This is a genomic window from Kitasatospora sp. NPDC001527 (assembly GCF_040298605.1).
In the GTDB taxonomy this organism is placed as follows: Bacteria; Actinomycetota; Actinomycetes; order Streptomycetales; family Streptomycetaceae; genus Kitasatospora.
Genome location: NZ_JBEPAM010000017.1, coordinates 104,823 through 131,252, shown reverse-complemented (window position 1 = coordinate 131,252; position 26,430 = coordinate 104,823). Strand labels below are relative to the sequence as shown.

24 protein-coding genes are annotated in these 26,430 nt (G+C 75.1%); 10 read left to right on the top strand and 14 right to left on the bottom strand.

Features of this window, described 5'->3' with window-relative positions:
- Nucleotides 1–152: 152 nt before the first annotated feature.
- From ABT238_RS18575 to ABT238_RS18560, 4 genes are all read right to left on the bottom strand, one after another.
- Nucleotides 153–308, bottom strand: coding sequence for a DUF6131 family protein (locus ABT238_RS18575; protein ID WP_350565081.1), 156 nt, complete (start codon nucleotides 306–308; stop codon nucleotides 153–155).
- 154 nt (nucleotides 309–462) lie between these two features.
- On the bottom strand, nucleotides 463–762 hold the full coding sequence (locus tag ABT238_RS18570) for a WhiB family transcriptional regulator (RefSeq protein WP_350565083.1): 300 nt from the start codon (nucleotides 760–762) through the stop codon (nucleotides 463–465).
- 99 nt (nucleotides 763–861) lie between these two features.
- Entirely contained in the window at nucleotides 862–1,257 is a 396-nt protein-coding gene (locus tag ABT238_RS18565; RefSeq protein WP_350565085.1) for an SsgA family sporulation/cell division regulator, read from the bottom strand.
- Nucleotides 1,258–1,323: 66 nt separating this feature from the next.
- Nucleotides 1,324–2,166, bottom strand: a complete 843-nt coding sequence (locus ABT238_RS18560; RefSeq protein ID WP_350766067.1) for a YhjD/YihY/BrkB family envelope integrity protein — start codon at nucleotides 2,164–2,166, stop codon at nucleotides 1,324–1,326.
- Nucleotides 2,167–2,480: 314 nt separating this feature from the next.
- On the opposite strand from ABT238_RS18560, the gene ABT238_RS18555 reads away from it, so the two are divergent.
- Complete coding sequence (locus tag ABT238_RS18555; RefSeq protein WP_350766029.1) at nucleotides 2,481–2,615, top strand: hypothetical protein; 135 nt, start codon at nucleotides 2,481–2,483, stop codon at nucleotides 2,613–2,615.
- A 64-nt stretch (nucleotides 2,616–2,679) separates the two neighbouring features.
- On the opposite strand, the gene ABT238_RS18550 is transcribed toward ABT238_RS18555, so the two are convergent.
- The 3 genes from ABT238_RS18550 to ABT238_RS18540 all read right to left on the bottom strand — a co-directional run bounded on the left by ABT238_RS18550 (nucleotide 2,680) and on the right by ABT238_RS18540 (nucleotide 4,646).
- Nucleotides 2,680–3,162, bottom strand: coding sequence for an ATP-binding protein (locus tag ABT238_RS18550; RefSeq protein WP_350565088.1), 483 nt, complete (start codon nucleotides 3,160–3,162; stop codon nucleotides 2,680–2,682).
- A 100-nt stretch (nucleotides 3,163–3,262) separates the two neighbouring features.
- Nucleotides 3,263–3,658, bottom strand: coding sequence for an STAS domain-containing protein (locus tag ABT238_RS18545; protein WP_350565090.1), 396 nt, complete (start codon nucleotides 3,656–3,658; stop codon nucleotides 3,263–3,265).
- A 115-nt stretch (nucleotides 3,659–3,773) separates the two neighbouring features.
- Complete coding sequence (locus ABT238_RS18540) at nucleotides 3,774–4,646, bottom strand: RNA polymerase sigma factor SigF (protein WP_350565092.1); 873 nt, start codon at nucleotides 4,644–4,646, stop codon at nucleotides 3,774–3,776.
- Nucleotides 4,647–4,903: 257 nt separating this feature from the next.
- On the opposite strand from ABT238_RS18540, the gene ABT238_RS18535 reads away from it, so the two are divergent.
- Together ABT238_RS18535 and ABT238_RS18530 are read left to right on the top strand one after the other, a co-directional pair.
- Nucleotides 4,904–8,359, top strand: coding sequence for a HAMP domain-containing protein (locus tag ABT238_RS18535; RefSeq protein WP_350565094.1), 3,456 nt, complete (start codon nucleotides 4,904–4,906; stop codon nucleotides 8,357–8,359).
- Nucleotides 8,360–8,405: 46 nt separating this feature from the next.
- The gene (locus tag ABT238_RS18530) at nucleotides 8,406–10,898 is read left to right on the top strand and encodes a SpoIIE family protein phosphatase (RefSeq protein WP_350765930.1); all 2,493 of its coding nucleotides are present in this window, start codon (nucleotides 8,406–8,408) and stop codon (nucleotides 10,896–10,898) included.
- A gap of 16 nt (nucleotides 10,899–10,914) precedes the next feature.
- On the opposite strand, the gene ABT238_RS18525 is transcribed toward ABT238_RS18530, so the two are convergent.
- Entirely contained in the window at nucleotides 10,915–11,214 is a 300-nt protein-coding gene (locus tag ABT238_RS18525; protein ID WP_350565097.1) for a hypothetical protein, read from the bottom strand.
- A gap of 156 nt (nucleotides 11,215–11,370) precedes the next feature.
- Here ABT238_RS18525 and ABT238_RS18520 point away from each other — a divergent pair, with 156 nt between their 5' ends.
- Entirely contained in the window at nucleotides 11,371–11,664 is a 294-nt protein-coding gene (locus ABT238_RS18520) for a helix-turn-helix transcriptional regulator (protein ID WP_350565099.1), read from the top strand.
- A gap of 61 nt (nucleotides 11,665–11,725) precedes the next feature.
- On the opposite strand, the gene ABT238_RS18515 is transcribed toward ABT238_RS18520, so the two are convergent.
- The 3 genes from ABT238_RS18515 to ABT238_RS18505 all read right to left on the bottom strand — a co-directional run bounded on the left by ABT238_RS18515 (nucleotide 11,726) and on the right by ABT238_RS18505 (nucleotide 15,428).
- The gene (locus tag ABT238_RS18515) at nucleotides 11,726–13,120 is read right to left on the bottom strand and encodes a delta-60 repeat domain-containing protein (RefSeq protein ID WP_350565101.1); all 1,395 of its coding nucleotides are present in this window, start codon (nucleotides 13,118–13,120) and stop codon (nucleotides 11,726–11,728) included.
- Between the two features lie 576 nt (nucleotides 13,121–13,696).
- Nucleotides 13,697–14,794 carry a baeRF3 domain-containing protein gene (locus tag ABT238_RS18510; RefSeq protein ID WP_350565103.1) on the bottom strand — a complete coding sequence of 366 codons (1,098 nt, stop codon included), beginning with the start codon at nucleotides 14,792–14,794 and terminating at the stop codon, nucleotides 13,697–13,699.
- A 121-nt stretch (nucleotides 14,795–14,915) separates the two neighbouring features.
- Nucleotides 14,916–15,428: a DUF1877 family protein gene (locus ABT238_RS18505; protein WP_350765831.1), complete on the bottom strand. Its 513-nt coding sequence runs from the start codon at nucleotides 15,426–15,428 to the stop codon at nucleotides 14,916–14,918.
- Between the two features lie 209 nt (nucleotides 15,429–15,637).
- Between ABT238_RS18505 and ABT238_RS18500 the strand changes: the two genes are divergently transcribed.
- A complete protein-coding gene (locus tag ABT238_RS18500) occupies nucleotides 15,638–17,608 on the top strand; it encodes a glycoside hydrolase family 5 protein (protein WP_350765806.1) in 1,971 nt (656 codons plus the stop codon).
- Nucleotides 17,609–17,677: 69 nt separating this feature from the next.
- Here ABT238_RS18500 and ABT238_RS18495 read toward each other — a convergent pair whose 3' ends face one another.
- Nucleotides 17,678–18,157 carry a flavin reductase family protein gene (locus ABT238_RS18495; RefSeq protein ID WP_350565108.1) on the bottom strand — a complete coding sequence of 160 codons (480 nt, stop codon included), beginning with the start codon at nucleotides 18,155–18,157 and terminating at the stop codon, nucleotides 17,678–17,680.
- A gap of 224 nt (nucleotides 18,158–18,381) precedes the next feature.
- Between ABT238_RS18495 and ABT238_RS18490 the strand changes: the two genes are divergently transcribed.
- Nucleotides 18,382–19,203 (top strand): alpha/beta fold hydrolase, encoded by an 822-nt coding sequence (locus tag ABT238_RS18490; protein ID WP_350565109.1) that lies wholly within the window; start codon nucleotides 18,382–18,384, stop codon nucleotides 19,201–19,203.
- A 333-nt stretch (nucleotides 19,204–19,536) separates the two neighbouring features.
- Here ABT238_RS18490 and ABT238_RS18485 read toward each other — a convergent pair whose 3' ends face one another.
- On the bottom strand, nucleotides 19,537–22,347 hold the full coding sequence (locus tag ABT238_RS18485) for a hypothetical protein (protein WP_350765736.1): 2,811 nt from the start codon (nucleotides 22,345–22,347) through the stop codon (nucleotides 19,537–19,539).
- 239 nt (nucleotides 22,348–22,586) lie between these two features.
- Between ABT238_RS18485 and ABT238_RS18480 the strand changes: the two genes are divergently transcribed.
- The 3 genes from ABT238_RS18480 (at nucleotide 22,587) to ABT238_RS18470 (ending at nucleotide 24,131) form a co-directional block, all read left to right on the top strand.
- Nucleotides 22,587–23,000, top strand: a complete 414-nt coding sequence (locus tag ABT238_RS18480; protein WP_350565113.1) for a VOC family protein — start codon at nucleotides 22,587–22,589, stop codon at nucleotides 22,998–23,000.
- Between the two features lie 67 nt (nucleotides 23,001–23,067).
- Nucleotides 23,068–23,754: a hypothetical protein gene (locus ABT238_RS18475; protein WP_350765687.1), complete on the top strand. Its 687-nt coding sequence runs from the start codon at nucleotides 23,068–23,070 to the stop codon at nucleotides 23,752–23,754.
- An 8-nt stretch (nucleotides 23,755–23,762) separates the two neighbouring features.
- The gene (locus ABT238_RS18470; RefSeq protein WP_350565117.1) at nucleotides 23,763–24,131 is read left to right on the top strand and encodes a cupin domain-containing protein; all 369 of its coding nucleotides are present in this window, start codon (nucleotides 23,763–23,765) and stop codon (nucleotides 24,129–24,131) included.
- 36 nt (nucleotides 24,132–24,167) lie between these two features.
- Here ABT238_RS18470 and ABT238_RS18465 read toward each other — a convergent pair whose 3' ends face one another.
- Nucleotides 24,168–25,649 (bottom strand): FAD-dependent monooxygenase, encoded by a 1,482-nt coding sequence (locus ABT238_RS18465; RefSeq protein ID WP_350565119.1) that lies wholly within the window; start codon nucleotides 25,647–25,649, stop codon nucleotides 24,168–24,170.
- A 107-nt stretch (nucleotides 25,650–25,756) separates the two neighbouring features.
- On the opposite strand from ABT238_RS18465, the gene ABT238_RS18460 reads away from it, so the two are divergent.
- A complete protein-coding gene (locus tag ABT238_RS18460; protein ID WP_350565121.1) occupies nucleotides 25,757–26,392 on the top strand; it encodes a TetR family transcriptional regulator in 636 nt (211 codons plus the stop codon).
- Nucleotides 26,393–26,430: the final 38 nt, after the last annotated feature.

Below are 26,430 nucleotides of genomic sequence, written 5' to 3'. Positions count from 1 at the left end.
GGGCCGCCTCCCGGGGGTCGCTGTGCGCGCTCCCCCCCGGGGCCCGGCCCCCCGGCCCCCCGCCCCGGGGGCCCCCCCGCCCGGGGGGGCCGGTGGACCCCCGGAGCCGTGCTGCGGGTCGGTGGCACCGTGGATCGGCAGTGGTGGGCGGATCAGTAGTAGTGCTTGCGTCCGCCGACGGCGTGCCCGAGCGCACCGGCGGCCCACAGGACGAGGCCGATGACGAGCAGGACGATGCCGATGGTCCAGAGCAGCGTGACACCGGTGATGAAGCCGATGATGAGCAGAATGACGCCGAGGATGATCACGGGAGCCTCCCGATGGGTGCGGGCGGGCGGGGCGCCGGAGGGCCGGTGACCCGCCGGTCCCCGGCCCCGCCCCTGCGCTGCGTGTACCACCCTTCCCGGTGCGCAAACGCGGCCCTCGCGCGGAATCCGGCAGCGGCCGCTGCGGCCAGCCCGCTCAGGCACCGCGGGGCGCCGGTGCCGAGGCATCGCTGAACAGCACCCGCCGCTCCTCCTCGGTCAGCCCGCCCCACACCCCGTACGGCTCCCGGGTGGCCAGGGCGTACCGGCGGCACGGCACCCGCACCGGGCAGCGCGCGCAGACCGACTTCGCGTGCTGCTCCCGCTCCTTGGCGGCGGCACCGCGCTCGTTGACGGGGTGGAAGAAGATGCTGCTGTCGACGGTGCGGCAGGCCCCCTCCAGCTGCCAGTTCCACTTGTGGTCCACGGCGCCGGGGAGGCGGGAGATGTCGGTCACGGGAGTCCCTTCCTGGTCACTCGACGGCGGTCGGTGTCGCGGCCTCCGTCTAACCGCGATCCGCCGGTTCATGCCGCCGGCGGGCCCCGGACCTGCCGTTCAGGCGGAGAGCAGGTCGCTGATGCAGCGGTCCCAGTCGATGCGCTCGGACTCGGAGCCCACCGGGACGGCCCGCCCGGTCGCCCGCAGGAAGCGGGCCAGCGGACGCACGGGGGCGTTCAGCAGCGCCACCCCGGCCCGGCCGCCCAGCGCGATGAAGACGTGCTCGCCGGTGCCGCTGGGTTCGATGTGGACGTCGCCGTCGCCCACCGGCCCGCGCAGCCCGGCCGCCAGCAGGTCCCGGGCCAGCACCCAGACGGCTTCCTCGGCGCCGAAGTCCAGCCGGACGGCGAAGGGGTCGCCGGTCTCGTAGCGGCACTCGACGTCGAGGTCCCGTCCCCGCGCCTCCCCGGTGATCAGACGCATCCTCAGCTGTGCCGCCACCACTTCCGACATCGGCCCCGCCTCCCGCCACTCCTGCTGCCGAACCCTGTGCGCACCGTCTGCCCCGGCGCGCCGTGGTCATGCGGCCGGGCGGCGGCGGGAGTGGCGGGCGTCGTACGAGGCGCCGAGGGCCCGTACCACGGCGCGTCCCGCGAGCGCGCCGCCGTAGACGGTGTAGCCGACGCCGATCAGCCAGGACTGGACGATCAGCACCGCTCCGACCGTCCCGTAGGAGACGGCGTTGGACACCAGCAGGGGCGCGAAGACCACCCGGGAGAAGGCCCGCAGACCCGCCAGTCCGGCCATCGTCGCCACCGCGCCGGGCAGCAGCTCCCGCGCGGGCACGCGCCCGGCGAGCAGCAGGCGCTGCAGCCACCAGAACAGCAGGACGCCGCCGACGGCCGACACCACGATGCGGAAGGCCGGCTGGACGCCCGTACGCTGCCAGGGCGCACCGCTCCAGGCGGCCAGCCCGAGGTACCCGACCAGCCCCACCAGGCCGAGCGTCTGCCGCCAGACGGCGTGCCACGGGCCGCGTTCCAGGTCCCAGATCCGCTCGTAGACCCCCTGGACGGCGGCCATCAGGGACACGCCGAAGACCACGAGCGCGGCCAGGCCGAAGCCGGTGGTGGTCGAGAGGATCTGCCCCCGCGAGGCGAAGAGCCGGCGGACCGCGTCCGCCCCGCGCCCGGTCAGCCCGAGGCCGTCGGTGATCCATTCGGCGATGCCGCTGCCCCGGGCGGGATAGGCCGCGGCGATCACGATCAGCAGGGGTACCAGGGTCACGAAGAACAGGGCCGCGAAGGCCATCGAGCGCTGGAGCAGCTCGACGGTCCGGCCGTGGCGCCACAGGTCCGCCGCGGCCGCCCGCAGCACCCGCCACCAGGTGGCGGCGAACCGTAGCGGCGGTGCCCCTCGCACGTCAGCCCCGTCCCTCGCGGCGGTGCCGTGCGGGCGGGGGCGCTCCGCCCGGCGGCACCCGGCGGCGGTCCGGGCCGTGGACGGGGCAGCCGGCCATGGCCGATCCCTCGCTTCCTGCGGTCGTCCGCGTGCTTCCGCGCCGCGTCTGCCCGGCCGGGGCCGGGGTAATCCCCGTCGGTCACGGCCGGTGTCCGTTCCGGGCACGCGGGCACCGGCCGTGACCGGCGGGCGCGGCCGGGCCGCTCCGCCCGTTCCACGGGATCTCGCCCCGGTACGGCGGGATTCGCGCGTCGGCCGGTGGGCACGGTCGCCGCATGGATGAGAGCCACGACCACGACGCCGAGGTGGCGCGGCACCTGCTCGGCCAGGAGATCGGCAGCACCTGCCAGGAGCTGCCGGCGTGCCGCCGCTGCGCGCTGGCCGGCTACCGCGCGATCGAGGGGCCGTGAGGGAGGGGGCGGGCCCTTTGGCCCGGCCCGCCCCCTCCCGCCCCGTTCGCCGCGCGGGCGCCGGTCAGGCGTCGCGCAGGAAGCGCGCGGTGTCGACCTCGGCCCAGATGGTCTTGCCCTGGCCGTGCGGCTCGGCGCCCCAGCGGTCGGCGGTCCGCTCCACGATGAACAGCCCGTGACCGCCGGGCAGGGCCGGGTTGTGCGGCTGGCGCGGGGTGGGCATCACCGGGCTGCGGTCGCTGACCTCGATCCGCAGCCGGGCCCCGGTGACGTCCAGGACCAGCTCCAGCGGGCCGTCGCCGTGCAGCATCGCGTTGGCCACGAGCTCCGCCGCCAGCAGCACCACGTCCTCCACGACCCCGTCGTGGTCGCCGCTCCCGGCCGCGGACGGGTACCACTCGGCGAGCGTGCGGGCGGTGAAGCTCCTGGCGTGCGCGACCGGCTTGGGGAGCGCGGCCAGCGTCAGCCGCCTGCGCTGGCCTCCCGGCGGCGCCGCGGGCCCGGCCTGCTGGGGGTCTCCGTCCAGGGTTCCCCGGCTCAGCGTCATAGGAGGGCACCCTTTCGGATCGACGGCGGTTCCGCAGGGTCGGTTTCCCGGCGGTTCCGGAATTATGCCTGCCGCCGGACCGGTCGGCGCGTGCTCCGGCTCATCCCGCCAGGGCCGCGTCGACCGATTCGTGGATGGCGAACACCGTCCGCGCGCCGGTCAGGTCGAGAACCCGCATGACGGTGGGCGGAACGGCGGCGAGCCGCAGCTCCAGTCCCGCCCGCTGGGCCGCGAGGCGGGTGCGCAGCAGGACGTTCAGCCCCGAGGAGTCGCAGAAGCCCACGCCGCGCAGGTCGACCACCACGGCGCCGGTCCGCCCGGCGACCAGCTGCGCGAGCGCCTCGGCGGCCGGGGCGAGCGTCTCCACGTCGAGGTCGCCGGCCAGGGTGCAGACCACCGCGCCGTCGGGCCCGGAGCGGGTTTCCACCACCAGCTCGGGGCGGGGTTGGGAGGCGGCCAGCACAGTGTCTCCCCAGTCGTTGTCGGATGGCGTCATCGTCGTCCCCTCCATGTCCGTGCCTTCCGACCTTACGGAGGTCGCGCCCGTCGGCCAAGTGAGGGGTGGTGGAGCGGGGCCGGCGCGCCCCCGGGAGCCGTGCCGGCGGGCACGGTCAGGCGGCCTCCAGCCCCTGGCGCAGATGTCGCAGGGTGCGGCTGAGCAGCCGGGAGACGTGCATCTGGGACAGGCCGAGGCGGGCGCCGATCTGGGACTGCGTCATGTCCTCGCAGAAGCGCATGGACAGGATCAGCCGCTCGCGCTCCGGCAGGGCGCCCACCAGGGGCTTCAGCGCGACGAGGTCCTCGACCAGGGCGAGCTCGCGGTCGTCCTCGCCGAGCTGCTCGACCAGCGGACCCGGCCCGTCGTCGTCCTCGGCGCTGCCTTCCAGGGAGCCCGCGGTGTGGCCGTTGGCCGCGGTCAGCCCCTCGACCACCTCCTCCGGCGTGATCCCGACGTGCTCGGCCAGCTCGGCCACGGTCGGGGCCCGGTCCAGCTGCTGGGAGAGGCGTTCCTGGGCACGCGCCAGGGTGATCCGCAGCTCCTGGAGGCGGCGGGGGACGTGCACGGCCCAGGTGGTGTCGCGGAAGTGCCGGCGTATCTCGCCGAGCACGGTCGGCAGGGCGAAGGTGGTGAACTCCACGCCGAGCTCGGGGTCGAAGCGGTCGATGGCCTTGATCAGGCCGAGCGCGCCGACCTGGAGGAGGTCGTCCTTGGGTTCGCGGTGCGAGTCGAAGCGGCGGATCGCGAACCGCACCAGGGAGAGGTTCATCTCCACCAGGGTGGAGCGGACGTAGGAGTACTCCCGGGTCCCCTCCTCCAGCGTCGCCAGGCGGCGCAGCAGCACCCGGGTCAGGTCGCGGGCGTCCGCGGGCGCGATCTCGCGCGGGTCGTCCACGGCCGCCAGTTCGGGGGGCAGCAGGTCGCGCAGTCCGCTCGGGGACGACGCAACGGCGAGAACGGGCGAGTCACCGGTGGGGGGCACCATGGGAGTCCTTCCGTCGTGTCGGCACGGTCCTGCCCCGTTACCCCGGATCCGCGAAAGGATGCAGTCGCCGTTTGTGAAGGTTCCTTGCAGGCGAGCGGGCTTCGGGGCAACGGAGCCGTACAGAAGGTTGCCTCAGGCGACCATCGGTTTTCAACCGCCGTAAGGGCTGGGGTAGCCTCCGGGGCGGTACACACCGCGCCCGAGGACCGGTCCGCCGACCCGTTCCCGCGGTACCCAGGATCGGAGGCGAGCATTCGATGGCCGGCCCCACGACCTTCCACGGCCCGCGGCAGGACCCGGACCGAGGACCCGACACCGCCCGCGTGGGCGAGCCCGAGTTGCGGCTGCTCCTCGCCGGGCTGACGGCGGTGCGGGACGGCGACTTCGGCACCGAGCTGCCGGACGACGCGGACGGGCTGCTGGGCGAGATCGCCACGGTGTTCAACGGCATGGTCGACCAGCTGTCCCGGTTCACCTCCGAGGTGACCCGGGTGGCCCGCGAGGTCGGCACCGAGGGCCGGCTCGGCGGCCAGGCCCAGGTGCCGGGCGTGTCGGGTTCCTGGGCGGACCTCACCGACTCGGTCAACGCGATGGCCGGCAACCTCACCACCCAGGTGCGCGACATCGCCCAGGTGGCCACCGCGGTCGCCAAGGGCGACCTCTCGCAGAAGATCACCGTGGACGCCCGGGGCGAGATCCTGGAGCTGAAGAACACCGTCAACACGATGGTCGACCAGCTCAGCTCCTTCGCCGGCGAGGTGACCCGGGTGGCCCGCGAGGTCGGCACCGAGGGCATCCTCGGCGGGCAGGCCGACGTGAAGGGCGTCTCGGGGACGTGGCGCGACCTCACCGACTCGGTGAACTTCATGGCCGGCAACCTCACCGGCCAGGTCCGGGCGATCGCCCAGGTGGCCACCGCGGTGGCCGGCGGCGACCTCTCGCAGAAGATCACCGTCAACGCCCGCGGCGAGATCCTGGAGCTGAAGGAGACCATCAACACGATGGTCGACCAGCTCAGCTCCTTCGCCGACGAGGTGACCCGGGTGGCCCGCGAGGTCGGCTCGGAGGGCCGGCTGGGCGGCCAGGCCCAGGTGGAGGGCGTCTCCGGCACCTGGAAGCGGCTGACCGAGAACGTCAACCGCCTCGCCGGCAACCTCACCCGGCAGGTGCGCTCGATCGCCGAGGTCACCAGCGCCGTCGCGGCCGGTGACCTCACCCGCTCGATCACCGTGGACGCCTCCGGCGAGGTCGCCGACCTCAAGGACAACGTCAACTTCATGGTCCAGTCGCTGCGCGAGACCACCCGCGCCAACGAGGAGCAGGACTGGCTGAAGACCAACCTCGCCCGCTTCTCGGCACTGATGCAGGGCCGGCGCGACCTGGTGGTCGTCGCCGAGTCCGTGATGGACGAACTCGCCCCGCTGGTCGCCGCCCAGTGCGGCGCCTTCTACCTGGCGGAGGAGGGTCCCGAGGGGACGGTGCTGCAGCTCGTCGGCTCCTACGCGTTCCCGGACGGCGAGCGCCCCACCCGCTTCCGCCTGGGCGAGTCGTTCGTCGGCCAGGCGGCGCGCGGCCGGCGGACCATCACCGTGGACTCGCTGCCGCCGGACTACCTGGCCGCCTCCTCCGGCCTCGGCCGCACCGGCTCGCTGTCCCTGGTGGTACTGCCGATCGTGGTCGAGGAGCAGGTCCTCGGCGTCATAGAACTGGCCTCCGTCCAGCCGTTCACCCAGGTCCACCGGGACTTCCTGGAGCAGCTGATGGAGACCATCGGCGTCAACGTCAACACCATCATCGCCAACGCCCGGACCGACGAACTGCTCGGCGAGTCCCAGCGGCTCACCGCCGAACTCCAGGCCCGCTCCGAGGAGTTGCAGGCGCGCCAGGAGGAGCTCCAGGCCTCCAACGCGGAGCTGGAGGAGAAGGCCGAGCTGCTCGCCGCGCAGAACCGGGACATCGAGGCGAAGAACCTGCAGATCGAGCAGGCCCGCCAGGAGCTGGAGGACCGCGCCCACCAGGTCTCGCTCGCCTCCACGTACAAGTCGGAGTTCCTGGCCAACATGAGCCACGAGCTGCGCACCCCGCTCAACAGCCTGCTCATCCTGGCCCAGCTGCTCGCCCAGAACCCCACCCGGAACCTGACCGCCAAGCAGGTCGAGTACGCCGGCATCATCCACTCGGCCGGCTCCGACCTGCTCCAGCTGATCAACGACATCCTCGACCTGTCCAAGGTCGAGGCGGGCAAGATGGACGTCAACGTCGAGGCGGTGCCGCTGCGCGCGCTGCTCGACTACGTCGAGGCCACCTTCCGCCCGATGACCGGCCAGAAGAACCTCGCCTTCGCGGTGCAGACGGTCGACGGCGTGCCCGCCGAACTCGCCACCGACGACTACCGGTTGCGCCAGGTGCTGCGCAATCTGCTGTCCAACGCGGTCAAGTTCACCGAGCAGGGCCGGATCGAGCTGCGGATCGAGCCGGCCGTCGCGGCCGAACTGCCCGACGGGGTACGGCGCGACGCCGGCCCGGTGCTCGCCTTCCGGGTGAGCGACACCGGCATCGGCATCGCGCCCCAGCACCTGGAGACCGTCTTCGGCGCCTTCCAGCAGGCCGACGGCACCACCAGCCGCAAGTACGGCGGCACCGGCCTCGGCCTGTCGATCAGCCGCGAGATCGCCTACCTGCTCGGTGGCGCGATCACCGTCGAGAGCACCCTCGGCCGGGGCAGCACGTTCACCCTGTACCTGCCCGCCGCCCGGCCGGACGCGCTCGCCGGCGCCGACGGCGCCCCTCGCCGGGCGCTCGGCCGCGCCCCGGAGCCCTCCGGGGAGACGGAGCACGGCCCCGGCGGCCGCCCTGCCGCCGAAGGACCGCGCCGCCTGCTGGTGGTGGAGGGCCGCCCGAACGGCCTGCTGTCACTGGTCGCGGAGAACGCCGTGGCCGACCTCGCCCGCTACGCCGGCGCGCAGCGCCAGGTCGAGATCGTCACCGCCGTCGGCGCCCAGGAGGCCGCCACCGCGCTGGCCACCTCCCCCTGCCACTGCGTCGTACTGGAACTCGACCTGCCCGACGGCACCGCGTCGACCCTGCTGGAGGAGATGGAGCGCGACCCGGCACTGCACGCCGTCCCGGTGCTGGCGCACCACAACCGGGGCGTCGGCGCCGAGGACGAGCGCGCCGTGCGCCGGGACGGCAGCCGGCCGCTGGAGTTCCTCTCCAGCCTGGACGAGCTGCGCGAGCGCGTGGCGCTGCACATGAGCGCCGACCGTCCCGGGGGCGTGCTGCCGCTGGTGCGCGGCCCCGAGCGCGACGCCTCCTGGAGCCCGCAGGCCGATCCGAGGCTGGCCGGCCGCACGGCGCTGGTGGTCGACGACGACGACCGCAACCTCTACGCGCTCACCAGCATCCTGGAGCTGCACGGCCTGCGGGTGCTCCAGGCGGAGAACGGCCGCGCGGCGCTGGAGGCGCTGGCCGCCCACCCCGGGATCGACGTCATCCTGATGGACGTGATGATGCCGGAGATGGACGGGTACACGGCCACCGCGGCGATCCGGGCGATGCCCGAGCACGAGGGGCTGCCGATCATCGCCGTGACGGCGAAGGCGATGATCGGCGACCGGGAGAAGAGCCTGGCCTCGGGCGCGAGCGACTACATCACCAAGCCGGTCGACGCGGCCGAGGTGATCGGCCGCATCAAGCACCACCTGACCCGGTAGCGTCCGCCCGCCGCGGCCCCCGCCCCGACCACCAGGAGTCACCACCGTGCAGCAGCCGCAGGATCCCCCGGCCACAGGCCGCCCCGCGCCGACCGAGGGTGCCGCGCGGGTCGCCCCCCAGCGCGGCCCCGGCGCGGTCGGCGGCGGGGTCGGCGGGGCGGCCGGTGAGGCGGCCGCCGGCGGCGAGGCGACCGCGGTCGGCCGGCTCGCCGGCACCGTCGAGCGGCTGCGGCTGGAGCTGGAGCGGGCCCAGGCCCACTCGGCGGGCCGCGCGGTGGTCGAGATGGGTGTCGGCGTGCTGGTCGAGCGGCTGCGCTGCGGGCCCACCGAGGCGGCCGGGCAACTGGAGAGCCTCGCCGAGCAGGCCGGGGTGTCGACCCTGGCGCTCGCCGCCGACCTCGTCAACCAGGCCGCCGCGGACGAGATCTCGGCGCTCGCCCGCGCCTTCGTCGAGGGCACGGCCGTCCCCCCGGAGGAACCGGCCGCACCGGCCGAACCCGTGGCCGTCCGGCTGCGCAGCACCGAGGCGGACGCCCTGGCGGGCGGCGACGCCGCGGCGGCGGCCCGCGCCATGCTGGACCACGCGCTGCGCCCGCTCGGCGTGGCGGCCGTCGCGGTCTGGGCGGCCCACCCGGACCTGTCGCTGTCGCTGGCCGGCAGCGCCGGTTTCCACGAGGAGGAGGCCCGCCGCTGGCGCCACGTGCCGCCCGGTGTGCCGACCCCGGCCCGCCGCGCCCTGGACGAGCGGGCGCCCGTCGGCTACCCGACGCTCGCCGAGGCCTCGCTGCCCTCGGTCGGCCAGCACGAGATCCGCGGCGGGCGCCTGGCCGTCCCGGCGGGCAAGGGCGGACGGCTGATCGGCGTCCTGGAGCTGTGCTGGCACGAGGAGCTGCCCGAGCAGTCCCAGCCCCTGCAGCGGCAGTTCGAGGCGCTCGCGGAGGTGGCCGCCGCCACCCTGGAGTCCGCGGGCGGGCGCGGGCCGAGCGCGCCGGAGGCCGCCGACGCGCAGTTCGACGAGCTGCGCCGGCTGACCGACGGCCTGTTCGACCCGTGCATGGTCCTGCGGGTCGCGCCCGAGGGTGAGGACGGGCCGCCGCCGTTCGTGATCCGGCACGTCAACCCGGCCTTCGTCGACTTCGCCGGCCGGCCCACCGGGGCGATCACCGGCGCCCGGCTGCTGGAGGCGTACCCGCTGGCGGCCGAGCCGGGCGGCCTGGCCGAGAAAGTGGAGCACGTGTTCGCCACCGGGGAGCCGTTCCGCACCCCGGACCTGCGGCTCGCCGCGCTGGTCGACGGAGTGCCGCTGGTCACCCGGGCACGGGTGAGCATCAGCCGCCACGGCAGCCATCTGGCGGTGGTCTGGCGCCTGGACGACGGCACCCCGCGGGTGGCCCGGCTGCTCCAGCACGCGCAGCGGCTGGGCCGGATCGGCGGTTTCGAGGAGGACCTGCGCACCCGCCGGATCGCCTGGAACGACACCCTGTTCGAGCTGCACGGGCTGCCGCCCACCGCGCGGCCGATCGCCCTCGACCAGCTCCCCGAGCACGCCCACCCGGACGACCGGCAGGCCATCGGGCGGTTCCTGCGCACCCTGCTGCACCACCACCGCCCGGCGTCCACCGCCTTCCGGCTGCAGCGCGCCGACGGCGTCACCCGGCACATCCGGGTGGTCGCGGAGCCGGTGCACGAGCCCGGCAGCGGCCTGCGCACCGTGCGCGGCGCCTACCAGGACATCTCCGCCCAGCACTGGACGGAGGTCGCGCTCGCCGCCACCCGTGACCAGCTCGCCCAGAGCGAGCAGCAGGCCGCCGAGCGCAGCCGCCTCGCCCTCCAGCTGCAGCACGCCATCATGCCGCCGGCGAACGGCCCGCTCGACCTGCCGGACCTGCGGGTCGGGGTGCGCTACCGGCCGGCCGAGAAGGGCCATCTGGTCGGCGGCGACTGGTACGACGCCCTGCCGCTGCCCTCGGGGGACGTCCTGCTGTGCGTGGGCGACGTCGCCGGCCACGGCATCGAGGCCGCCACCGGGATGGTCGCCCTGCGCAACGCGCTGCGCGGGCTGGCCGCCACCGGGGCCGGTCCGGCGCAGCTGCTGGGCTGGCTGAACAGCGTCACCCACCACCTGACCGACAACGTCACCGCCACCGCCGTCTGCGGCCTGTACCGGCCCGGGTCCCGCCGGCTGCGCTGGGCGCGCGCGGGCCACCCGCCGCCGGTCCTGCTGCGCGCGGGGCGGGCGACGACCCTGCCGCAGCTGGGCGGGATCCTGCTCGGCGCCGTCGACCAGGCGGAGTACGAGGAGGGCGAGCTGGTCCTGGAGCCGGGCGACCAGCTGGTGATGTACACGGACGGGCTGATCGAGCGCCGTGACGAGTCGCTCCAGGCGTCCCTGGCGGGGCTGATGGCCCTGGCCGAGCAGGCCGGCGGCGCGTCTGCGGGCGGCACGGACGGCCTGGAGGAGCACCTGGACCACCTGCTGCGCTACAGCAGCGCCGACACGGACGACGACACCTGCCTGGTCGGGATCGCGGTGCGGTAGGCGCGCGCCGCCGGGTTCAGCCGCCCAGCGGGACGGCGTCCTCCGTCACGGGGACGCCCGGGGCGCCCGGCCAGGCGGCCGCGATGCGCTCCAGGCCGTGCCACAGGCCGAGCGCCTGCTCGTGCAGGTGACGGGCGGTGCCGTCGCCCGCCTCGACGGCGGTCAGGTAGGCGTCGACGCCCATGACCGCGTGCCGCACCTGCCGGCGCAGCGGCTCGACCCGGGAGGCGTGCTCGCCCTCCTCGCACGGCGGTCCGATCCGCTCGGTCAGGAAGGCCGCGAGCCGCTCCAGCCCTTCCCTGCTCAGGTGGGTCACGGAACCATCTCCCGGGAACGGCGCGGCGTCGACGGGGGCGCGGTGGTGCGTCCCGGCGCACTGCCCACTGTTCGCCCGTCCGGCTCACATGTCAACCATTGCACGAATTCTTTGTCGTGCTTTCGATGTCGTGAATCAACGCCCTATCCTTGATCCATGGAGAACGGCAGTGCGGCCGCGCGGCAGTGGACCTTCCTCACCAACCACGCCCGCGTCCTCGTCCAGATCGCGCGCGACCCCGGCATCCGCGTGCGCGACATCGCCGCCCGCTGCCTGCTGACCGAGCGCGCCGTCCAGCGGATCATCGCCGACCTGGAGGGGGCCGGCTACCTCAGCCACGAGCGCCACGGCCGGACCAACCACTACAGCGTCATCGACGGCAAGCAGCTGCGCCACCCCGCCGACGCCGGCCCCACCCTCGCCGAACTGCTGTCCGTCCTGCTGCGCTAGCTCCGTCAGGGGCCCGGGCCCGGAACCGAGGCGGTTCCGGGCCCGGGCGTGCGCTGCCGGATCAGTTGGTCTGGTAGCGCGCGGCCGTGAAGTCGAGGCCGGGCAGGAGGTCGGGCTTGGTGACGGTGGCGGTGCCGCCGGTGACCAGGCGGTTGCTGGAGTCGAGCGCCACGCCGCGGGCCGAGGCGCCGCCGGTGCCGAACGAGGTGGTGACGACGCCCGCCGTGCCCCAACTGGTGTCGAGGAGGCCGTTGGAGGTGTAGCGGAGCACGGTCTGCACGCCGGTGCTCGGGTCGAGCGGGAAGGGGGAGATCTCGTTGCTCTCCCCGGCGGCGTAGATCTTGCCGGCGGGGCCGATGGTGACGGACCGGGCCTCGTCGCCGAGGAGGCTGACCTTGGTCGTGGTCTTCCCGAGCGTGCCGAACGCGAGGTTGAGGCTGCCGTCGGCGTTCAGTTCGGTCAGGCCGAAGGCGCCGGCCCCGATGACGTTGAACGGGTCCGGCGACTGCGCCAGGCCGGCGAGGACGATCTTGCCGTTGTTGCCGCCGTTGGTCAGCGCGACGCCGAACGCGAGGTCGGACAGCAGGCCGAAGGAGACGTTGGTGGAGCCGCCGGTGCCGAAGGTGGTGTCCAGGCTGCCGTCGGCGTTGAACCTGGCGGCGAGGAAGTTGTCGGCGCTGGTGGCCGTGTTGACGGAGAACCCGGCCGCGACGAGCTTGCCGTCGTTGCGCTGGGCCAGGCCGAAGAAGTGGCTGGTGGTGCCGAGTTGCAGGGTGGTGAGGCCCAGACCGCCGCCGAAGGTGCTGTCCAGGGTGCCGTTGGAGTTCAGGCGCACCAGCAGGGCGTTGGGTCCGGCCGCGCCGGCGCCGACGATCTTGCCGTCCGGCTGGATGACCAGGCTGCGGATGCCGTCACCGAGGCCGCCGGAGACGTTGAGCAGGACCTTCCCGCCGGTGCCGAACGAGGTGTCCAGACTGCCGTCGGTGTTCAGTCGCGCGATCGCGACGTTGGCGGTCTGCTCGTTCGGGCCGGCGAGCCCCGCGACGACGATCTTTCCGTCGGCCTGGATCGCCACGGCCCGGGCGAAGTTGGTGTTGGGTACGGCGAGGAACGAGAAGGTGACGGTGCCGGGGACGGCGCTGGAGGGACCGAAGGTCGTGTCCAGGGTCCCGTCGGTGTTGTAGCGGGCCAGGGCGAACTGGGCGTTGCCTCCCGCGCCGGGCAGGTTGATGCCCGCCCGGCCGGCGGTGACGATCTTTCCGTCGGCGGGCTGGATCGCCAGGGCGTTGCCGACGTCGGGGAGCGAGGGTGTGCCTCCGAAGTCGGTGACCACCTTGCCGCCGGTGCCGAAGGTGGTGTCCAGCGCCCCCGGAGTGGCGCTGGCGGGGACGGCCGTGAGGAGGGCGATGGCGATGCCGGCCGCGGCGGCGAGCCGGCGCGCGCTGAGCGTGCGCATGACAATTCCTTCTCTCGCTGAGGGATGGGGCCGGACAGGGGTCCCAAGGGGATGGTGGTGTGCGCCCGCGGGCGTGCTGCGCGCGCGAATGCGCGAGCGGGCTTGAGGGATCGGGGAGTTGGGTCGCGCGGACTGCCTGACTGCGCAGCGGCGTCAGTGGAACCGGGCCGTGGGCCTGGGGAGTCACGCCGTTCGGGGGTGGCGGATCCGCCCGGGCGAAGTCGGGCGCCGGCTCGACGCCCGCCAGGGCTGCACGGGACCGCCCCCCATTGGCATATGCCGGAGGCTCAGGCCCATCTTGGACCCGTGCCGCGCGGCGGGGCAAGGCTTCCGGCCACCCGATCCGGCGCTGTCCGGAAAAGACAGGAATTGGCCCCCTACTGAGCGCTTGATGCCTTCAATTCACCGATGAGTGAATGACGTTGAACGAGTCGGGTGCTCGACGCGATGATTCGGGCGGGCGCCTGGGGGGATCTCGCCCCCCGCACCCGCCCGCCTCCCGCCCCATCGTCCCGTCGTCCCGTCGCTCAGCGAAAGAACCCGGACTCCGTGAGTCCGGGTTCAGGGTCGCGGCGTTCAGTACCGCAGGACGGCGGCGATCCGGCCGGCGTCGGAGAGCGAGCCGTCGGGGACGAAGTCGACCCGGGCGCCGGTGCCCAGGGTGCGTTCGATGACCTCGTCGACGATGTCCTCGCGCGCCCCGGACTCCTCGGCCGCGGCCGGGACCAGGTGCTCGCCGTCGTCGCGGACGGTGGTGCGGAAGTTCTCCTCGACCACGAGCCGGGCGATCCGGCCGTCGCCGGCCGCCTGCCAGATCTCGTCCAGGCCGGCGGCGAAGGTCTGGCGGCCGCGGGCCGCGTCGAGCTGGGCGAGCGACTCGGTGGTCTCGCGATCCGCCTGGGCCCGGACGGCGGGTTCGACCACCTTGCGGACCGTCTCGGTGTCCGCCTGGGCGAGGCCGCCGTGCGGGATCTGCGCGGTGGCCTCCTTGGCGATCGGGCCGACGGCGTCCAGCAGGGCGAGCGCCGCGGCCTCACCGGTCACGTAGAGCGGGCGGCGGTCGGCGGCGAGCAGCTTGCCGACCTCGGCGTCGGCCTGCCGCAGGAAGGTCTTGGTCTCCTCGTCGCGGAAGGTGCTGGGCGTGTCGCCGATCCGCTCCTGCCGCTCGGGGTCGGGGTTGTCGAAGACCCGCACCAGCGGGAAGCCGTGCTCGCGGTCCTCGGTGACCCGCTCCTCGGTGCCGCCCCACAGCATCACCCGGTCGGCGGCGACCGCGAGCACCCAGTAGGGGCGCTCGGCGGCCTGCGCGGCGACCAGGTTGCGGGTGAGGAAGGTGTCCGAGAGCACCACCCGGGCGGGAGCGGTACGCCCGAGCGACCAGACCTGGTGCTCACCGGGGGCGGCGAGGATCGCCAGGCCGTCGTCGGCGTGCACCAGGTCGACCTCGGCGAGGGCACGGTCCAGCCGCTCCAGCACGTCGATCCGGTCCGCGCGGGAGACCTCGGGGTCGGCCTGGACCTTCTCCTTGGCCTCCGCCAGCAGGTTGCGCAGCCGGACCGGGTCCTGGGCGTTGTCCGGCTCCCGGCGGTGGGTGGGCATCAGGATCGACACCGCCGGATACGGCCTCGGTCGGCGCAGCTCGGCGAGGACGGCGGGGCTGAGGGCGCGCTGCATGGAGACCCTTTCCGAAGGCGGCTCGGCCTTCTGTGCGTGAACACGCTGAGTCCGGGACTGCTCCCGAATGTCCCCAATGTACCGATATATCGCTCTGTGTGCCGGGCCGGGGCACGGCCCGTCACTCGATCCAGACCAGCACCCCGTGCCGGCGGGTGGCGACCGCCCGGAGGAAGTCGGACAGGGCGCGGTACTCGGCCGTCACCAGGTGCAGCGAGTCCTCCGCCTCCCACAGGCTCTGCGGGTACACCCGCGCCTCGGCGAGGTCCGCCGGCGCGACCCCCTCGGTCAGCCGGCCGGGGTCGAGCGCCGCGAGCGCCGCGACGGCGAGCCGGACCCGGTCCGGGGCGATCCGGCACGGCGGCCCGTAGCCCCAGTCCTCCGCGCCCGGCAGCTCCTCCTCCCCGTGCACCAGGTCGACCGGGAACTCCCGGCGGCGCAGCAGGAAGTCGAGTGCCTGCCACGCCTTCCCGGTCTCGTGCAGCCGCGCCCAACCGCCGCGCGCCCGCCCGCCGTCCGCCTCCGCGGACTCGTCGTCCAGCCGCTCGACGAACGCCAGGGCCCACTCCGGCTCCAGTGCCGCGCGCTCCAACTCCGCGGCGCTGAGCCGCAGGTAACGACCGATCATGCTCATGCGCCCGAGCCTAGGCCGGGGCACCGACAGACTCGGCCGGCGCGACCCCGGCGAGACGGGCGGGAGGGACAGGGACGGGCGGGACGGGCGGGACGCAGGTGACGGCCGATCACGGCGCACACCGAGGCGGCCGGGCGGGGATTCCTCTCCTACCGATGGGTAATGAGTGGTTGTCACACCCTCCCGCACCCTCACCCACCGGGATGACCATGAAGACGTTCGCACGCCGCGCACTGGCGGCGGGCACGGCCCTGCTCGCCTGCCTCGCGATGACCGCGGCGGCCGGCCCCGCCGCCTCCGCCGGCACCACCGGCACCACCGGCACAGCGGGCACCGCCACGGCCGACCCCGTGCCGCCGCCGACCCCGCTCACCGGGGCCCAGCTCTCCGCCTCGTGGACCGGACCGCTGAGCACCCGGGGCCGCTATGTCGTCGACGCCAACGGTGACCGCTTCAAGCTCAAGGCCGGCAACTGGGCGGGCGCCCAGGGCACCTGGCAGGGCAGCGGCACGGCCACCGACCCGGCGAACAACCAGGCGGGCCAGGTGTCCCACAACCTGCCGCTCGGCCTGGACCGGGCACCGATCGCCGACATCCTGGGCGGCTTCCACCGCCTCGGCGTCAACAGCATCCGGCTGCCCTTCGCCAACGCCATGATCCACGACACCGCCCCCGTCCCGGACGCCGCCGTCGCCGCCAACCCGCAGCTGAGGGGACGGACCCCGCTCCAGGTGTACGACGCCGTGGTGGCCGCGCTCACCGCCGACGGCTTCGCGGTGATCCTCAACAACCACACCACCAGCTACCGGTTCTGCTGCGGCCTGGACGGCAACGAGCGGTGGAACAGCGGCCAGTCGACCCAGGCGTGGGTGGACGACTGGGTGTTCCTGGTGAACCGGTACAGCAACGACAAGCGGGTGGTCGGCGCCGACCTGCGCAACGAGATCCGCCGCGACGTCTGGGACGACCCCAACTGGGGCCTGGGCGACGGCCACGACGCGTACGCCGCCTTCGAGGAGGCCGGCAACCGGATCCTCCGGGCCGACCCGGACATGCTCGTCATCATGGAGGGCATCAACTGGTACGGCATCCCCGCCGCCGGATTCAGCCACGGCCGCCCCCAGCTCGCCCCGGTCCGCACCCTCTCGCACACCCTCCTCGACTCCGGCAAGCTGGTCTACTCGGCGCACTTCTACGGCTACACGGGCCCGGCCAACACCGGTGCGGCGAGCGGTCCGGGAGCCACCGGCGACCCCCGCTACCAGGACTTCACCCCCGAGCAGCTGGCCCGGGTCGTCGACGACGAGGCGCTGTTCGTCACCCGCTCCGGCCAGCACTTCACCGCGCCCGTGTGGATCAGCGAGTTCGGCGCCGGCGGCCGGGGCTCCACCGACGCCGCGGAGCACGCCTGGTTCGACGCCTTCACCCGGATCCTGGCGGCGAACGACACCGACTTCGCCATCTGGCCGCTGGTCGGCTGGCACAACGGCGGCGTACCGAACGACAGCTGGGCGCTGCTCCACTTCGACACCGCCGGCCGGGCGCTCAGTCTGGAGGACCCGGGCGACTGGCGCGCCGCCGCCTGGAACCGGCTGGTCTCCGCCCCGTCGTACACCGGGCAGGTCGCCCCCGCCCCGAGCTGGGACCTGCTGGACCTCGACCACGGCGACTTCGACGTCTCCCGGCGCATGCTCGCCCGCCCCGACTGGAGCCCCGGCAACCGCAAGGGCAACTGCCCGGACGGCCAGCGCCTGGTCGGCCTCGCCCGCGGCGACGGCCGGGGCCTGTGCACCGACGCCGCCGGCCGGCCCACCGGCGCGGGCGACTGGGTGACCGTCACCGACGAGCGCTACGTCACCCACGGTGACTGGGCCTCGGGCTACAACAAGCTCCAGTGCCCGGACGGGCAGCTCGCGGTCGGCTACGGCGTGCGGTCCGGCGCGATGGCCGCCCTGCTCTGCGCCCCCTCGGCCGCCGCGACGCAGGCCGCCACCCGCACCGCCTGGTTCGACCACGGCGACAACCGCCCGGCGAGCGGCGGGTCGGCCGGCAGCGACTGGGCGCCCGGGTCCTACAAGGGCCAGTGCGCCGACGACGAGTACCTGGCCGGCGTCGCCTCCACCTGGAAGTGGCTGCACCAGGGCGTCCCGGACGCCCTGCTCTGCCGTCCGCTCGGCTGAGGCGCGAGGCCCGGACACCTAGGCCGGACACGTGGGCCGGACACGTGGCCCGGGCGTGACGCCCCCGGCTCAGGCCGGGTGGCCGGCCTCGATGCCGGCGACGTCGCGGTAGGACAGCACCGGCGCCCCGTCCTCGGGCGGGGCGCCGACCGCCACCGGGGCCAGCAGCAGGCCGGTGTGGTCGCCCCAGTCGGCGCAGTCCAGCACCCGGCCGACGAACCAGGCGGGCGCCTGGGCGAGCAGCGGCACGCCGAACGGCCCGTGGTACCACTCGACGCCCGCGAACTTGTCGGTGTCGTCGCCGCTGCGACCGCCGAACAGCGCGGCCAGCCCGTGCCCGAACGGCAGGAGGTGCACGCCCAGCGCGTCGGCCGCGAGCGCGGCGTCATGGGTGTGGTTCGCCTTGGAGATCCACACCACGAACCGCACGGGGTCGATCGAGCACTGCCCCGCGAACCCGACCAGGCACCCGGCCGGCGGCGGCCCGGGCGCGGTGACCACGTACACCGGGTAGTCGAGCAGGGCCGTGAAGGCGTCGAACTCACCCATGTCCCCAGCCTAGGAACGTCTCCGGGGGTTCGCACCCGCCGCGTGGAGGGCCCGAACGTGCTCCGGACCGCACGGCGTTTGACCGACGGTGCACAGGACCCGCCGCGGCCGTGCCCCCGGGCCCTGGGGCGGCCATGCTGGGAACCAGCCGGCCGGAGCGCCCACGAGAGCGCACCGGCCCGACCTCTCCCCGCTCCTCCCCGAGCACGACCCGAAAGGCCGCCATGCCCTTCATCACCCTGTCCGACGGTTCCCAGAAGTTCTACAAGGACTGGGGCAGCGGCCGGCCCGTCGTCCTGTCGCACGGCTGGCCGCTGAACGCCGACGCCTGGGAGTACCAGGCCGTGGCCCTCGCCTCGGCCGGCTTCCGGGTCATCGCCCACGACCGGCGCGGCCACGGCCGCTCCACCCAGACGTGGGACGGCAACCACATGGACCAGTACGCCGACGACCTCGCCGAGCTGCTCGACCAGCTCGACCTCACCGAGGCGGTGCTGGTCGGCCACTCCACCGGCGGCGGCGAGGTCGCCCGCTACCTGGGCCGGCACGGCACCGCGCGGGTGCGCAGGGCCGTGCTGCTGGGCGCCGTGCCGCCGCTCATGCTGCGCACCGACGCCAACCCCGAGGGCACCCCGCTCTCGGCCTTCGACGCCATCCGGGCCGGCGTGGCCGCCGACCGGTCGCAGTTCTACTACGACCTGAGCGAGGCCTTCTACGGCTTCAACCGCCCCGGCGCCGCCGTCTCCGAGGGCAAGCGCCGCGAGTTCTGGCTGCAGGGCATGCAGGCCGGTCTGAAGAACGCGCTGGACTGCATCGAGGCGTTCTCGGAGACCGACTTCACCGAGGACCTCAAGAAGATCGACGTCCCGGTGCTGGTCGCGCACGGTGACGACGACCAGATCGTCCCGATCGCCGCCTCCGCCGAGAAGGCCGTCAAGCTGCTCCCCCAGGGCGTCCTGAAGGTCTACCCGGGCGGGTCGCACGGCCTGGTCGGCGCCTACGAGGCCGAGTTCACCAAGGACCTCGTGGAGTTCGTGGCCGCCTGACGGCCGCACCCGGTCCGGGCCCCGGCCGGCCGGCGGTGGTGGGACCGCCGTCCGGCCGGGGCTCCGGTGCGTGCCGGTCGGATGCGGAAGGCCGCGCCGCAGCCGGCGTACCGCGGGAAGCCGCGGCTTAGGACGACCGCGGCGCCGGCAAGCGATCAGGACCACCCGGGGGCGCCGAAGATCGACGAGACCACCGGGACCGTCGACCGGTTCCGGGCGTCGAGCACATCCTGACCGCCACCGGCGAGCGCGCCCACGAGCTGCGCCGGCACGGCGGCCGGATCCTTGACCGACCGCGCGGCGCGCCCGGACGGGGAGCGTCCGGGCGCCGCCTCAGTTCCGCTCGCCCGCCCGCAGCTCGGTGGCGACCTGGCGGCGGCCGGACACCAGCGCCTCCAGCGCCACCGCGGCGCAGACCAGCAGGGCCAGGGCCGCGGCGGGGCGCAGCACCGGCAGCGCGAGCGGGCTCAGGGCGTCGTCCACCGTCGCGCCGACCAGCGGTGAGAGGTCGAACGCCGGTCCGAGCAGGGCGACGGCCGCCGCGGCGACCGCGGCGCCGGCGGCCACCGCGGCCAGGGCCTGCGGGACGGTCTCGGCGAGGATCAGCGCCAGGCCCTGGCGGGGCCGCAGGCCCATGGTGCGCAGCCGGGCGAGCAGCGCCGCGCGCTCGGGCGAGGCCCGCAGGACCGTCAGCAGGACGGCGAGCAGGGCGAATCCGGCGCCGGCGGCGGCCGCCGTCCGGAACAGCCGCACGGTGGAGGCCTGGAGGGGGTCGGCGGCCAGCCGGGCGTCCACCTCGCGGCTGGTGCGCACCCGGTAGCCGTCGGGGATGCCGTCCGGTTCCCGGCTGACCTCGCGGGCCTCCTCGCGCAGGAGTTCGGCCAGGCCCGTCGCGTCGGCCAGGCCGCTGTGCACGAAGAGCGAGCGCAGCCGCTCCCCGTCCACCTCGCCGACGGCCAGCCAGGCGTCGGCGCGGGCGAGATCCGGCAGCCGCGCCGAGGCGGGGCCGACCGGGAGCACGAGGAACTCGCGGATCGCCTCGGGCAGGGCGGGGGTGGCGGCGAGGGTTCCGGCGGCGGTGGCGAGCAGTTCGCCGCCGGGGGTGCGCAACCGCTGCGGGCCGGGCGGGAGCCGCTCGGCGAGGCCGGGGCTGACCAGCGCGGGCACCGGGGTGTCGGGGCCGCCGGGCGGCGCGGCCAGGGTGTCGGGGTCGAAGGGGCCGGCGCCGACGGTGCGGGCGATCTCGGCGTAGGCGCGCGGTTCGACGATCACCGCGGTGGCCTGGACGGCGAGCCGGCCGACGCCGAGGACGTAGGTCTGGCGCTCGATCCGGACGGGACTGGCGGCGCGGACGCCGGGCAGGGCGGCGGCGGCCGTGAGGAACGGCTCGGGCAGCGGTGCTTCGGGCGGGACCAGGACGGCGGCGTCGCCGCCGATCGCCGTGCGGGCCGCGCGGAGCCGGGCGCCGTCGGTGGTGTCGAGCACGGTGGCCCCGAAGCCGGCGGTGGTGACGGCGAGCAGCAGGGCGAGGGTGGGCAGCACGGCCGGCCGGTGGCGGCCGGCGGTGTCCCGGGCGGTCCGGGCGAGGCCGAGGAAGCCGATCAGGCCGCGTCCGCGGCGGGCACCGGCGGCGAGCCGGCCGACCAGCCAGGGCTGGACGCGGGCCAGCAGCAGGCCCCCGGTGAGGGCGACCAGCAGCGGGGCGGTGACCAGGAGCGGGTCCGGTGCGTCGCCGGGCGGGGCCGCGCCCCGGCGGCGGACCTCGGCCACGGCGGCGGCCGTGACGGTCAGGGTGAGGAGTTCACCGACGAGGCGGCGCCGGGTCCGCGTGGTCCCCGGGGGCCGGGGCGGCAGCAGGGTGGCGCGCAGCGGGAAGGCCAGCAGGGCGAACAGCGCGGTGGCGCCGGCCGCGAGGGCGGACGCCGTCCAGCGCGGGGCGGGCAGCAGGAGGACGGCGAGCGCGGTGCCGGCGGCGGCGGCCGGCAGGACGGTGACCGCGTACTCGCCCAGCAGGCGCAGCAGGATGCCGGTGCGCGAGGCGCCGCGGGCCCGCAGCAGCCGCAGCTCGGCGGCGCGCCGGTCGGCGGCGAGGGCGGCGGCCAGGCAGAGCACCACGGCGGCGGTTCCCGCGACCCCGGCCGGGCCGATCGCCGCCAGCGGGGCGGTGGCCCGGTGGCGGGCGGTGGCGTCGGCGAGCACCTCGGGCAGCAGGGTGGAGACGCTCAGGTCGGGCCGGGCGGTCTCCTCGGCGGCCCGGACGGCGCCGGGCCCGGCCAGGTGGGAGCCGAGGCCGGAGCGGAGCTCGGCGAGCCGGTCGGCGCGCAGGGCGTGCGGGTCGAGCGGCAGGCGCCAGAAGTCCTCGCCTCCTCCGCCCCAGGCGAGCAGGGCGGCGAGGGCGTCCGGGCCGACGAAGCCGCCGGTCTCCCAGCGGACGCCGCCGCCGTCGAGGGTCTTCAGGCAGGCGCGGTCGGGGCAGGGCAGTTCCTGCCAGTAGCGCTCGCGGGGGGCGTCGGCGCGGTAGAGGCCGACGATCCGGGCGCGGAGCGGGGCACCGGCGTCGGCGCCGTTGTCGGAGCCGCCGTCGAGGAGGTCGCCGACCTTCAGCCGGACGCTCTCGGCGGCCCGCGCGCTGACGACGATCGGCAGCGGCTCCCCCGGCAGGGCGGGGCCGGGCCAGCTGCCCTCGGTCAGGGTCGCGTGCCCGGCGAGGCCCTGGAGGTACGTCAGGTGCAGTTGCGGGGCGATCCCACCGGGCCGGTCGTAGCCGTCGCCGAGGATCGGGCGGGCGGTCAGGGCGCGGGTGCCGTGGTGCTCGCCGTCGCGGGTGAGCGGGAGGTCGGCGCCGATCCGCGCCACGAGCCGTTCGCGCAGGGTGTCGAGGTCGGCGGCCCGGGTGCCGGGGCGCGGGCGGGCGGTGAGGTGCAGGCTGGTGGCCCCGACGCCGCGGTCGAGGACGAACCTGGCCACCGCGCTGTCCGCGCCCCGGTCGGCGGCCCTGGGCAGCGCGGCCGCGGTGAAGACGGTGGCCAGCGTGAGCACGGCGGTGAGCAGGGCGGCCGCCCGCGCCGAGCGCAGCCGTGTGCGCACCCAGGCCGCCGGCCGGTGGGCGTCGCCCCGGCGACCGGGCACGTCGCGGTCCCGCATCCTGCTCCTCCCCGGGCGTCCGGCGCACCGGTCACCGGCCCTTGGTCATCGAATAGCGGACGATGCTGTCAGACCCGCCCGGTGAACGGAAGGGCCTTCCGGGCAGGGTGCCGTGCGGTCCGGGCAGCTCGTGCCGGACTCCACGGGTTCCACGGGTTCGCGCCGGGGCGTCGGCCCGCCCTTCGGCGCGCCGTTTCCTACGCTACGGATCGGACATTCCCCCAGGAAAGGGACCATTCATGCCCTCCATCCTCAATCCGTACATCAACTACACCGGCGACGCCCGGCAGGCCCTGGAGTTCTACCGGGACGTCTTCGGTGGCGAGTTGAAGCTCAACACCTACGGCGAGTTCGGCGCCGGGGACGGCCCGGGCGCCGACCGGATCATGCACGGCATGCTGACGACCACCGCCGGCTTCACGCTGATGGCCGCCGACACACCGCCCGGCATGCCGTACACGGCCGGCACCAACATGTCGGTGTCCGTCAGCGGCGAGGACGAGGCCGAGCTGCGCGGCTACTGGGAGAAGCTGTCCGCCGACGGCACCACCCTGGTCCCGATGGAGCGCCAGATGTGGGGCGACGTCTTCGGCATGTGCACGGACCGCTTCGGCATCACCTGGCTGGTCAACATCAACCAGCCGCGCCCGTAGCGCCCCCGCCCCCGCCGGGGCGCCCCGGCGGGGGCGGCCGACAGTGCCGCGTGGCACAGTTCCGCCCATGAACATCACGACCACACCGCACAGTTGGGACGAGTCCGTGGCGCTCTTCGAGCGGCGCGGACTGCCCGAGGACTCCTACGAGAACCTCTACGAGGAGGAGTACGACGTCCACACCGGCGACCTGGCGGTCGAGGGCCACCTCGACCTGGACGCGGCGGAGCCGGACGGCACCGGCTACATCGTCGACGGGGACCTCACCGTCGGCGGGGCGGTCCTGAACACCGACGACGGCTGCCCCGCGCTGATCGTGCTGGGCGACCTGCGGGCCGCGGCCGTCTACCTGGAGGGCGACGCCAAGCTCCTGGTGCGCGGGGACGTCCGGGTCGGCGCCTTCGTCGGCCACACGACCGACAAGCTGGTGATGATCAACGGCGACCTGCACGCCGAAGTCACCGTACTCTCCTCGGAGTTCGAGCCGGACCTGATCGGCGGCACGCTGCACGGACCGGTGCTCGCGCCGCCCTACCTGGCGCCCGACCCGCAGGCGCCGCCGGTCGCCCCCGAGACCGTCCTGGTGCCCGAGGTCCTGCGCACCGGGGCCGGGGACGACCCCGGCGCACTGCGCGGCTTCGACGCGCCGGGCGTGCACGGGGGCCGTCTGCTGCGGCGGATCGAGGCCGGCCTGCCCGTCACCCTGGACACCCCGGAGGCGGCCGGGCGGCAGACGCGCGCTCCGGTGGGATGATGTCCGGCATGACGGATGCGGAGGCCCTCGGCGAGGGCGTGGTCCTGGACGAGCTGCTGCGGGAGGCGGCCTCCGACGGGGCCGGGGCGCTGTGGCGGCTGACCGGGGCGGAGCGCCAGCTGGACGCGAACGTGGTGCGGCTGCGCCCGGAGGCGTCCGTCGCCGAGCACGTGGAGCCGGACCTGGACGTGCTGGTGCTGGGCATCGCCGGCCGGGGCACGCTGCGCTGCGGCGGCGTCGAGCACTCCCTGGAGCCGGGCGCGCTGCGCCTGCTGCCGCGCGGCGCGGCGCGCGCGGTGTCGGCGGGGCCGGAGGGCGCCGTCTACCTGACGGTCCACCGGCGGCGCCCGGGCATGGCCGTCCGCCCCCGCCCCTGAGCACCCGCCCCTGAGCACCCGCCCGCGCGCGGGCCGCTACCGGCCTAGCGCCGCGAGGTGGCCGAGCACCGTGTCACGCCCGTCCGCCGGGGCGACGAGCGCGATGTGGTTGTCGGGCCGGACCAGGACCAGGGCGTCGCCGGTGACGCCGTAGGCCCGGCGGGCCGTTCCGGCGGGGTCGTCGAGCGGCACCGGGTGGACGTGGGCGGGCAGGGCGTCGAGGGCCGGGCGGGCGGTCGCCCCGAAGCCGAGCAGGGTGAAGTGGTCGCCGGCGAACCGCTCGAAGAGCCGGGCCGGTGCGCCGTCGGGCCCGGCGCAGGGGCTGTCGGGCGCCCGGTCCCCCGCCCGGACGGGGCCGGGGAGACCGTCGGCGGCCAGGCTGCTCCACCGGTAGCCCAGGGCGAGGCCGGTGAGGTCGCCCACCCGGCCCGCCTCGACGCCCACCCCGGGGGTGGCGATCCCGTCCATGACGGCCGCCATCCCGGCGCTGGTGACGTCGAGCGTCCAGGCGGCGACCGGCAGCCGCTCCTCCTGGTAGGTGTCCAGCAGGCCGGGGCCGGCGAGGCCGCGCAGCACGTACCCGAGCTTCCAGGCGAGGTTCCAGGCGTCCTGGATCCCGGTGTTCATGCCGAGCCCGCCCGCCGTCGGGTGGACGTGCGCGCAGTCGCCGGCCAGCAGGATCCGCCCCTCGCGGAAGCGCTCGGCCACCCGGACGTTGACCCGCCAGGTGGAGAGCCAGGTGGCGTTGGACAGCCTCAGGTCGGCGCGCCCGGTGTGCCGGGCGGCCAGCCGCCGGAAGCCCTCCAGCGACGGGGCGAGCGCCCGGCCGTCGGCGTCCGTCTCCGGGCTGGCCTGGAGCTGCCAGCGGCGGGTGCCGGGGAACGGGCAGAGCATGAACGCGCCCTGCGGGCCGAACCACTGGTGCCAGGCGGACGGGTCCAGGCCGTCGACCTCGACGTCGCCGCAGACCATCACCGGCTCCGGGTCGCCGTCGCCGACGAACGGGATGCCGAGCAGCTTGCGCACCGTGGAGCGCCCGCCGTCGCAGGCGACCAGGTACCCCGCGGCGATCCGCCCGCCGTCGGCGAGCCGGACCTCCACGCCGGAGCCGTCCTGCCGCAGGTCCACCAGTTCGGTGCCGCGCTCGACCCGCACCCCGTGCTCGGCGAGCCGCTCGCGCAGCAGCCGCTCCACCCGGGTCTGCGGCAGCCACAGGCTCGCCGGGTACGGGGCGGTGGCGGTGGGCACGGCGCCGGCGAACGGCTCGGTCTCGTCGACGAACGCGCCCTCGAAGTACTTGCGGAACGGCAGGTGGGTGCGGCCCGCGGCCATCAGCCGCTCGCCGAGGCCGAGGTCGGCCAGGACCTCCAGGCTGCGCGGGTTGAGCGTCTTGCCGCGCGAGCCGGTGGGGAACCGCTCCACCCGGTCGATCACCCGGACCGCCACGCCCTGCCGGGCCAGCCCGCACGCCAGGGTCAGTCCGGTCGGCCCCGCCCCCACGATCACCACGGTCGTCATGTGTCCGCCCCTTCCGGTCGTCGGTGTCTCCGTCGATGCCTTCATGGAACTGCAACCGAGTAATGAATGCAACTCGGTAACTAATTTATCCGGGTTATGATCACCCCATGAGCCCGAACGAACCGGATCCGGGTCTGCGGACCCTGAAGAAGCAGCGCACCCGGCAGGCCATCGCCGAGGCGGCCATCGCCCTCTTCCTCGACCGGGGCTTCGACCAGGTCTCGGTGGCCGAGATCGCGGCCGCCGCCGAGGTCTCCAAGCCCACCCTGTTCCGGTACTTCTCCAGCAAGGAGGAGCTGGTCCTGCACCGCTTCGCCGACCACCTCGGCGAGGCCGGACGGGTGGTGCGCGCCCGGCCCGCCGGCGTCGCCCCGCTGGACGCGCTGGAGCGCCACCACCTGGAACGGCTGGCGGCCCGCGACCCCAGTACCGGGCTCACCGCCGACCCCGAGGTGCTCGCCTTCCTCCGGCTGGTCTACGAGACGCCCAGCCTCTCCGCCCATCTGATGGACTACCTGGAGGCCGACGCCCGCGCGCTCACCGAGGCCCTGGACCCGGACGGCGGCCTGGCCGCCCGCCTGGTCGCCGCCCAGTACGTGGCCGTCCGCCAGGTGCTCGCCCGCGCCGTCTGGACCCGGCTCACCGAGGGGCAGAGCCCCGAGGAGGCCGGCCGCTCGGCCGCCGCCGAGGCCGCCACGGCCTTCGCCCTGCTGCGCGACGGGGCCGCCGTCCACGGCTTCTGAGACCCCCGGGCCCCGCCGGGAGCCGGACCCGGCGGGCA

What these genes read in the sequence shown, in the direction of transcription:
- ABT238_RS18565 (WP_350565085.1), bottom strand. Translation starts at nt 1,257, where the DNA reads ATGTCGGAAGTGGTGGCGGCACAGCTGAGGATGCGTCTGATCACCGGG.
- ABT238_RS18555 (WP_350766029.1), top strand. Translation starts at nt 2,481, where the DNA reads ATGGATGAGAGCCACGACCACGACGCCGAGGTGGCGCGGCACCTGCTC.
- ABT238_RS18550 (WP_350565088.1), bottom strand. Translation starts at nt 3,162, where the DNA reads ATGACGCTGAGCCGGGGAACCCTGGACGGAGACCCCCAGCAGGCCGGG.
- ABT238_RS18545 (WP_350565090.1), bottom strand. Translation starts at nt 3,658, where the DNA reads ATGACGCCATCCGACAACGACTGGGGAGACACTGTGCTGGCCGCCTCC.
- ABT238_RS18540 (WP_350565092.1), bottom strand. Translation starts at nt 4,646, where the DNA reads ATGGTGCCCCCCACCGGTGACTCGCCCGTTCTCGCCGTTGCGTCGTCC.
- ABT238_RS18535 (WP_350565094.1), top strand. Translation starts at nt 4,904, where the DNA reads ATGGCCGGCCCCACGACCTTCCACGGCCCGCGGCAGGACCCGGACCGA.
- ABT238_RS18520 (WP_350565099.1), top strand. Translation starts at nt 11,371, where the DNA reads ATGGAGAACGGCAGTGCGGCCGCGCGGCAGTGGACCTTCCTCACCAAC.
- ABT238_RS18515 (WP_350565101.1), bottom strand. Translation starts at nt 13,120, where the DNA reads ATGCGCACGCTCAGCGCGCGCCGGCTCGCCGCCGCGGCCGGCATCGCC.
- ABT238_RS18510 (WP_350565103.1), bottom strand. Translation starts at nt 14,794, where the DNA reads ATGCAGCGCGCCCTCAGCCCCGCCGTCCTCGCCGAGCTGCGCCGACCG.
- ABT238_RS18505 (WP_350765831.1), bottom strand. Translation starts at nt 15,428, where the DNA reads ATGAGCATGATCGGTCGTTACCTGCGGCTCAGCGCCGCGGAGTTGGAG.
- ABT238_RS18500 (WP_350765806.1), top strand. Translation starts at nt 15,638, where the DNA reads ATGAAGACGTTCGCACGCCGCGCACTGGCGGCGGGCACGGCCCTGCTC.
- ABT238_RS18495 (WP_350565108.1), bottom strand. Translation starts at nt 18,157, where the DNA reads ATGGGTGAGTTCGACGCCTTCACGGCCCTGCTCGACTACCCGGTGTAC.
- ABT238_RS18490 (WP_350565109.1), top strand. Translation starts at nt 18,382, where the DNA reads ATGCCCTTCATCACCCTGTCCGACGGTTCCCAGAAGTTCTACAAGGAC.
- ABT238_RS18485 (WP_350765736.1), bottom strand. Translation starts at nt 22,347, where the DNA reads ATGCGGGACCGCGACGTGCCCGGTCGCCGGGGCGACGCCCACCGGCCG.
- ABT238_RS18480 (WP_350565113.1), top strand. Translation starts at nt 22,587, where the DNA reads ATGCCCTCCATCCTCAATCCGTACATCAACTACACCGGCGACGCCCGG.
- ABT238_RS18475 (WP_350765687.1), top strand. Translation starts at nt 23,068, where the DNA reads ATGAACATCACGACCACACCGCACAGTTGGGACGAGTCCGTGGCGCTC.
- ABT238_RS18470 (WP_350565117.1), top strand. Translation starts at nt 23,763, where the DNA reads ATGACGGATGCGGAGGCCCTCGGCGAGGGCGTGGTCCTGGACGAGCTG.
- ABT238_RS18465 (WP_350565119.1), bottom strand. Translation starts at nt 25,649, where the DNA reads ATGACGACCGTGGTGATCGTGGGGGCGGGGCCGACCGGACTGACCCTG.
- ABT238_RS18460 (WP_350565121.1), top strand. Translation starts at nt 25,757, where the DNA reads ATGAGCCCGAACGAACCGGATCCGGGTCTGCGGACCCTGAAGAAGCAG.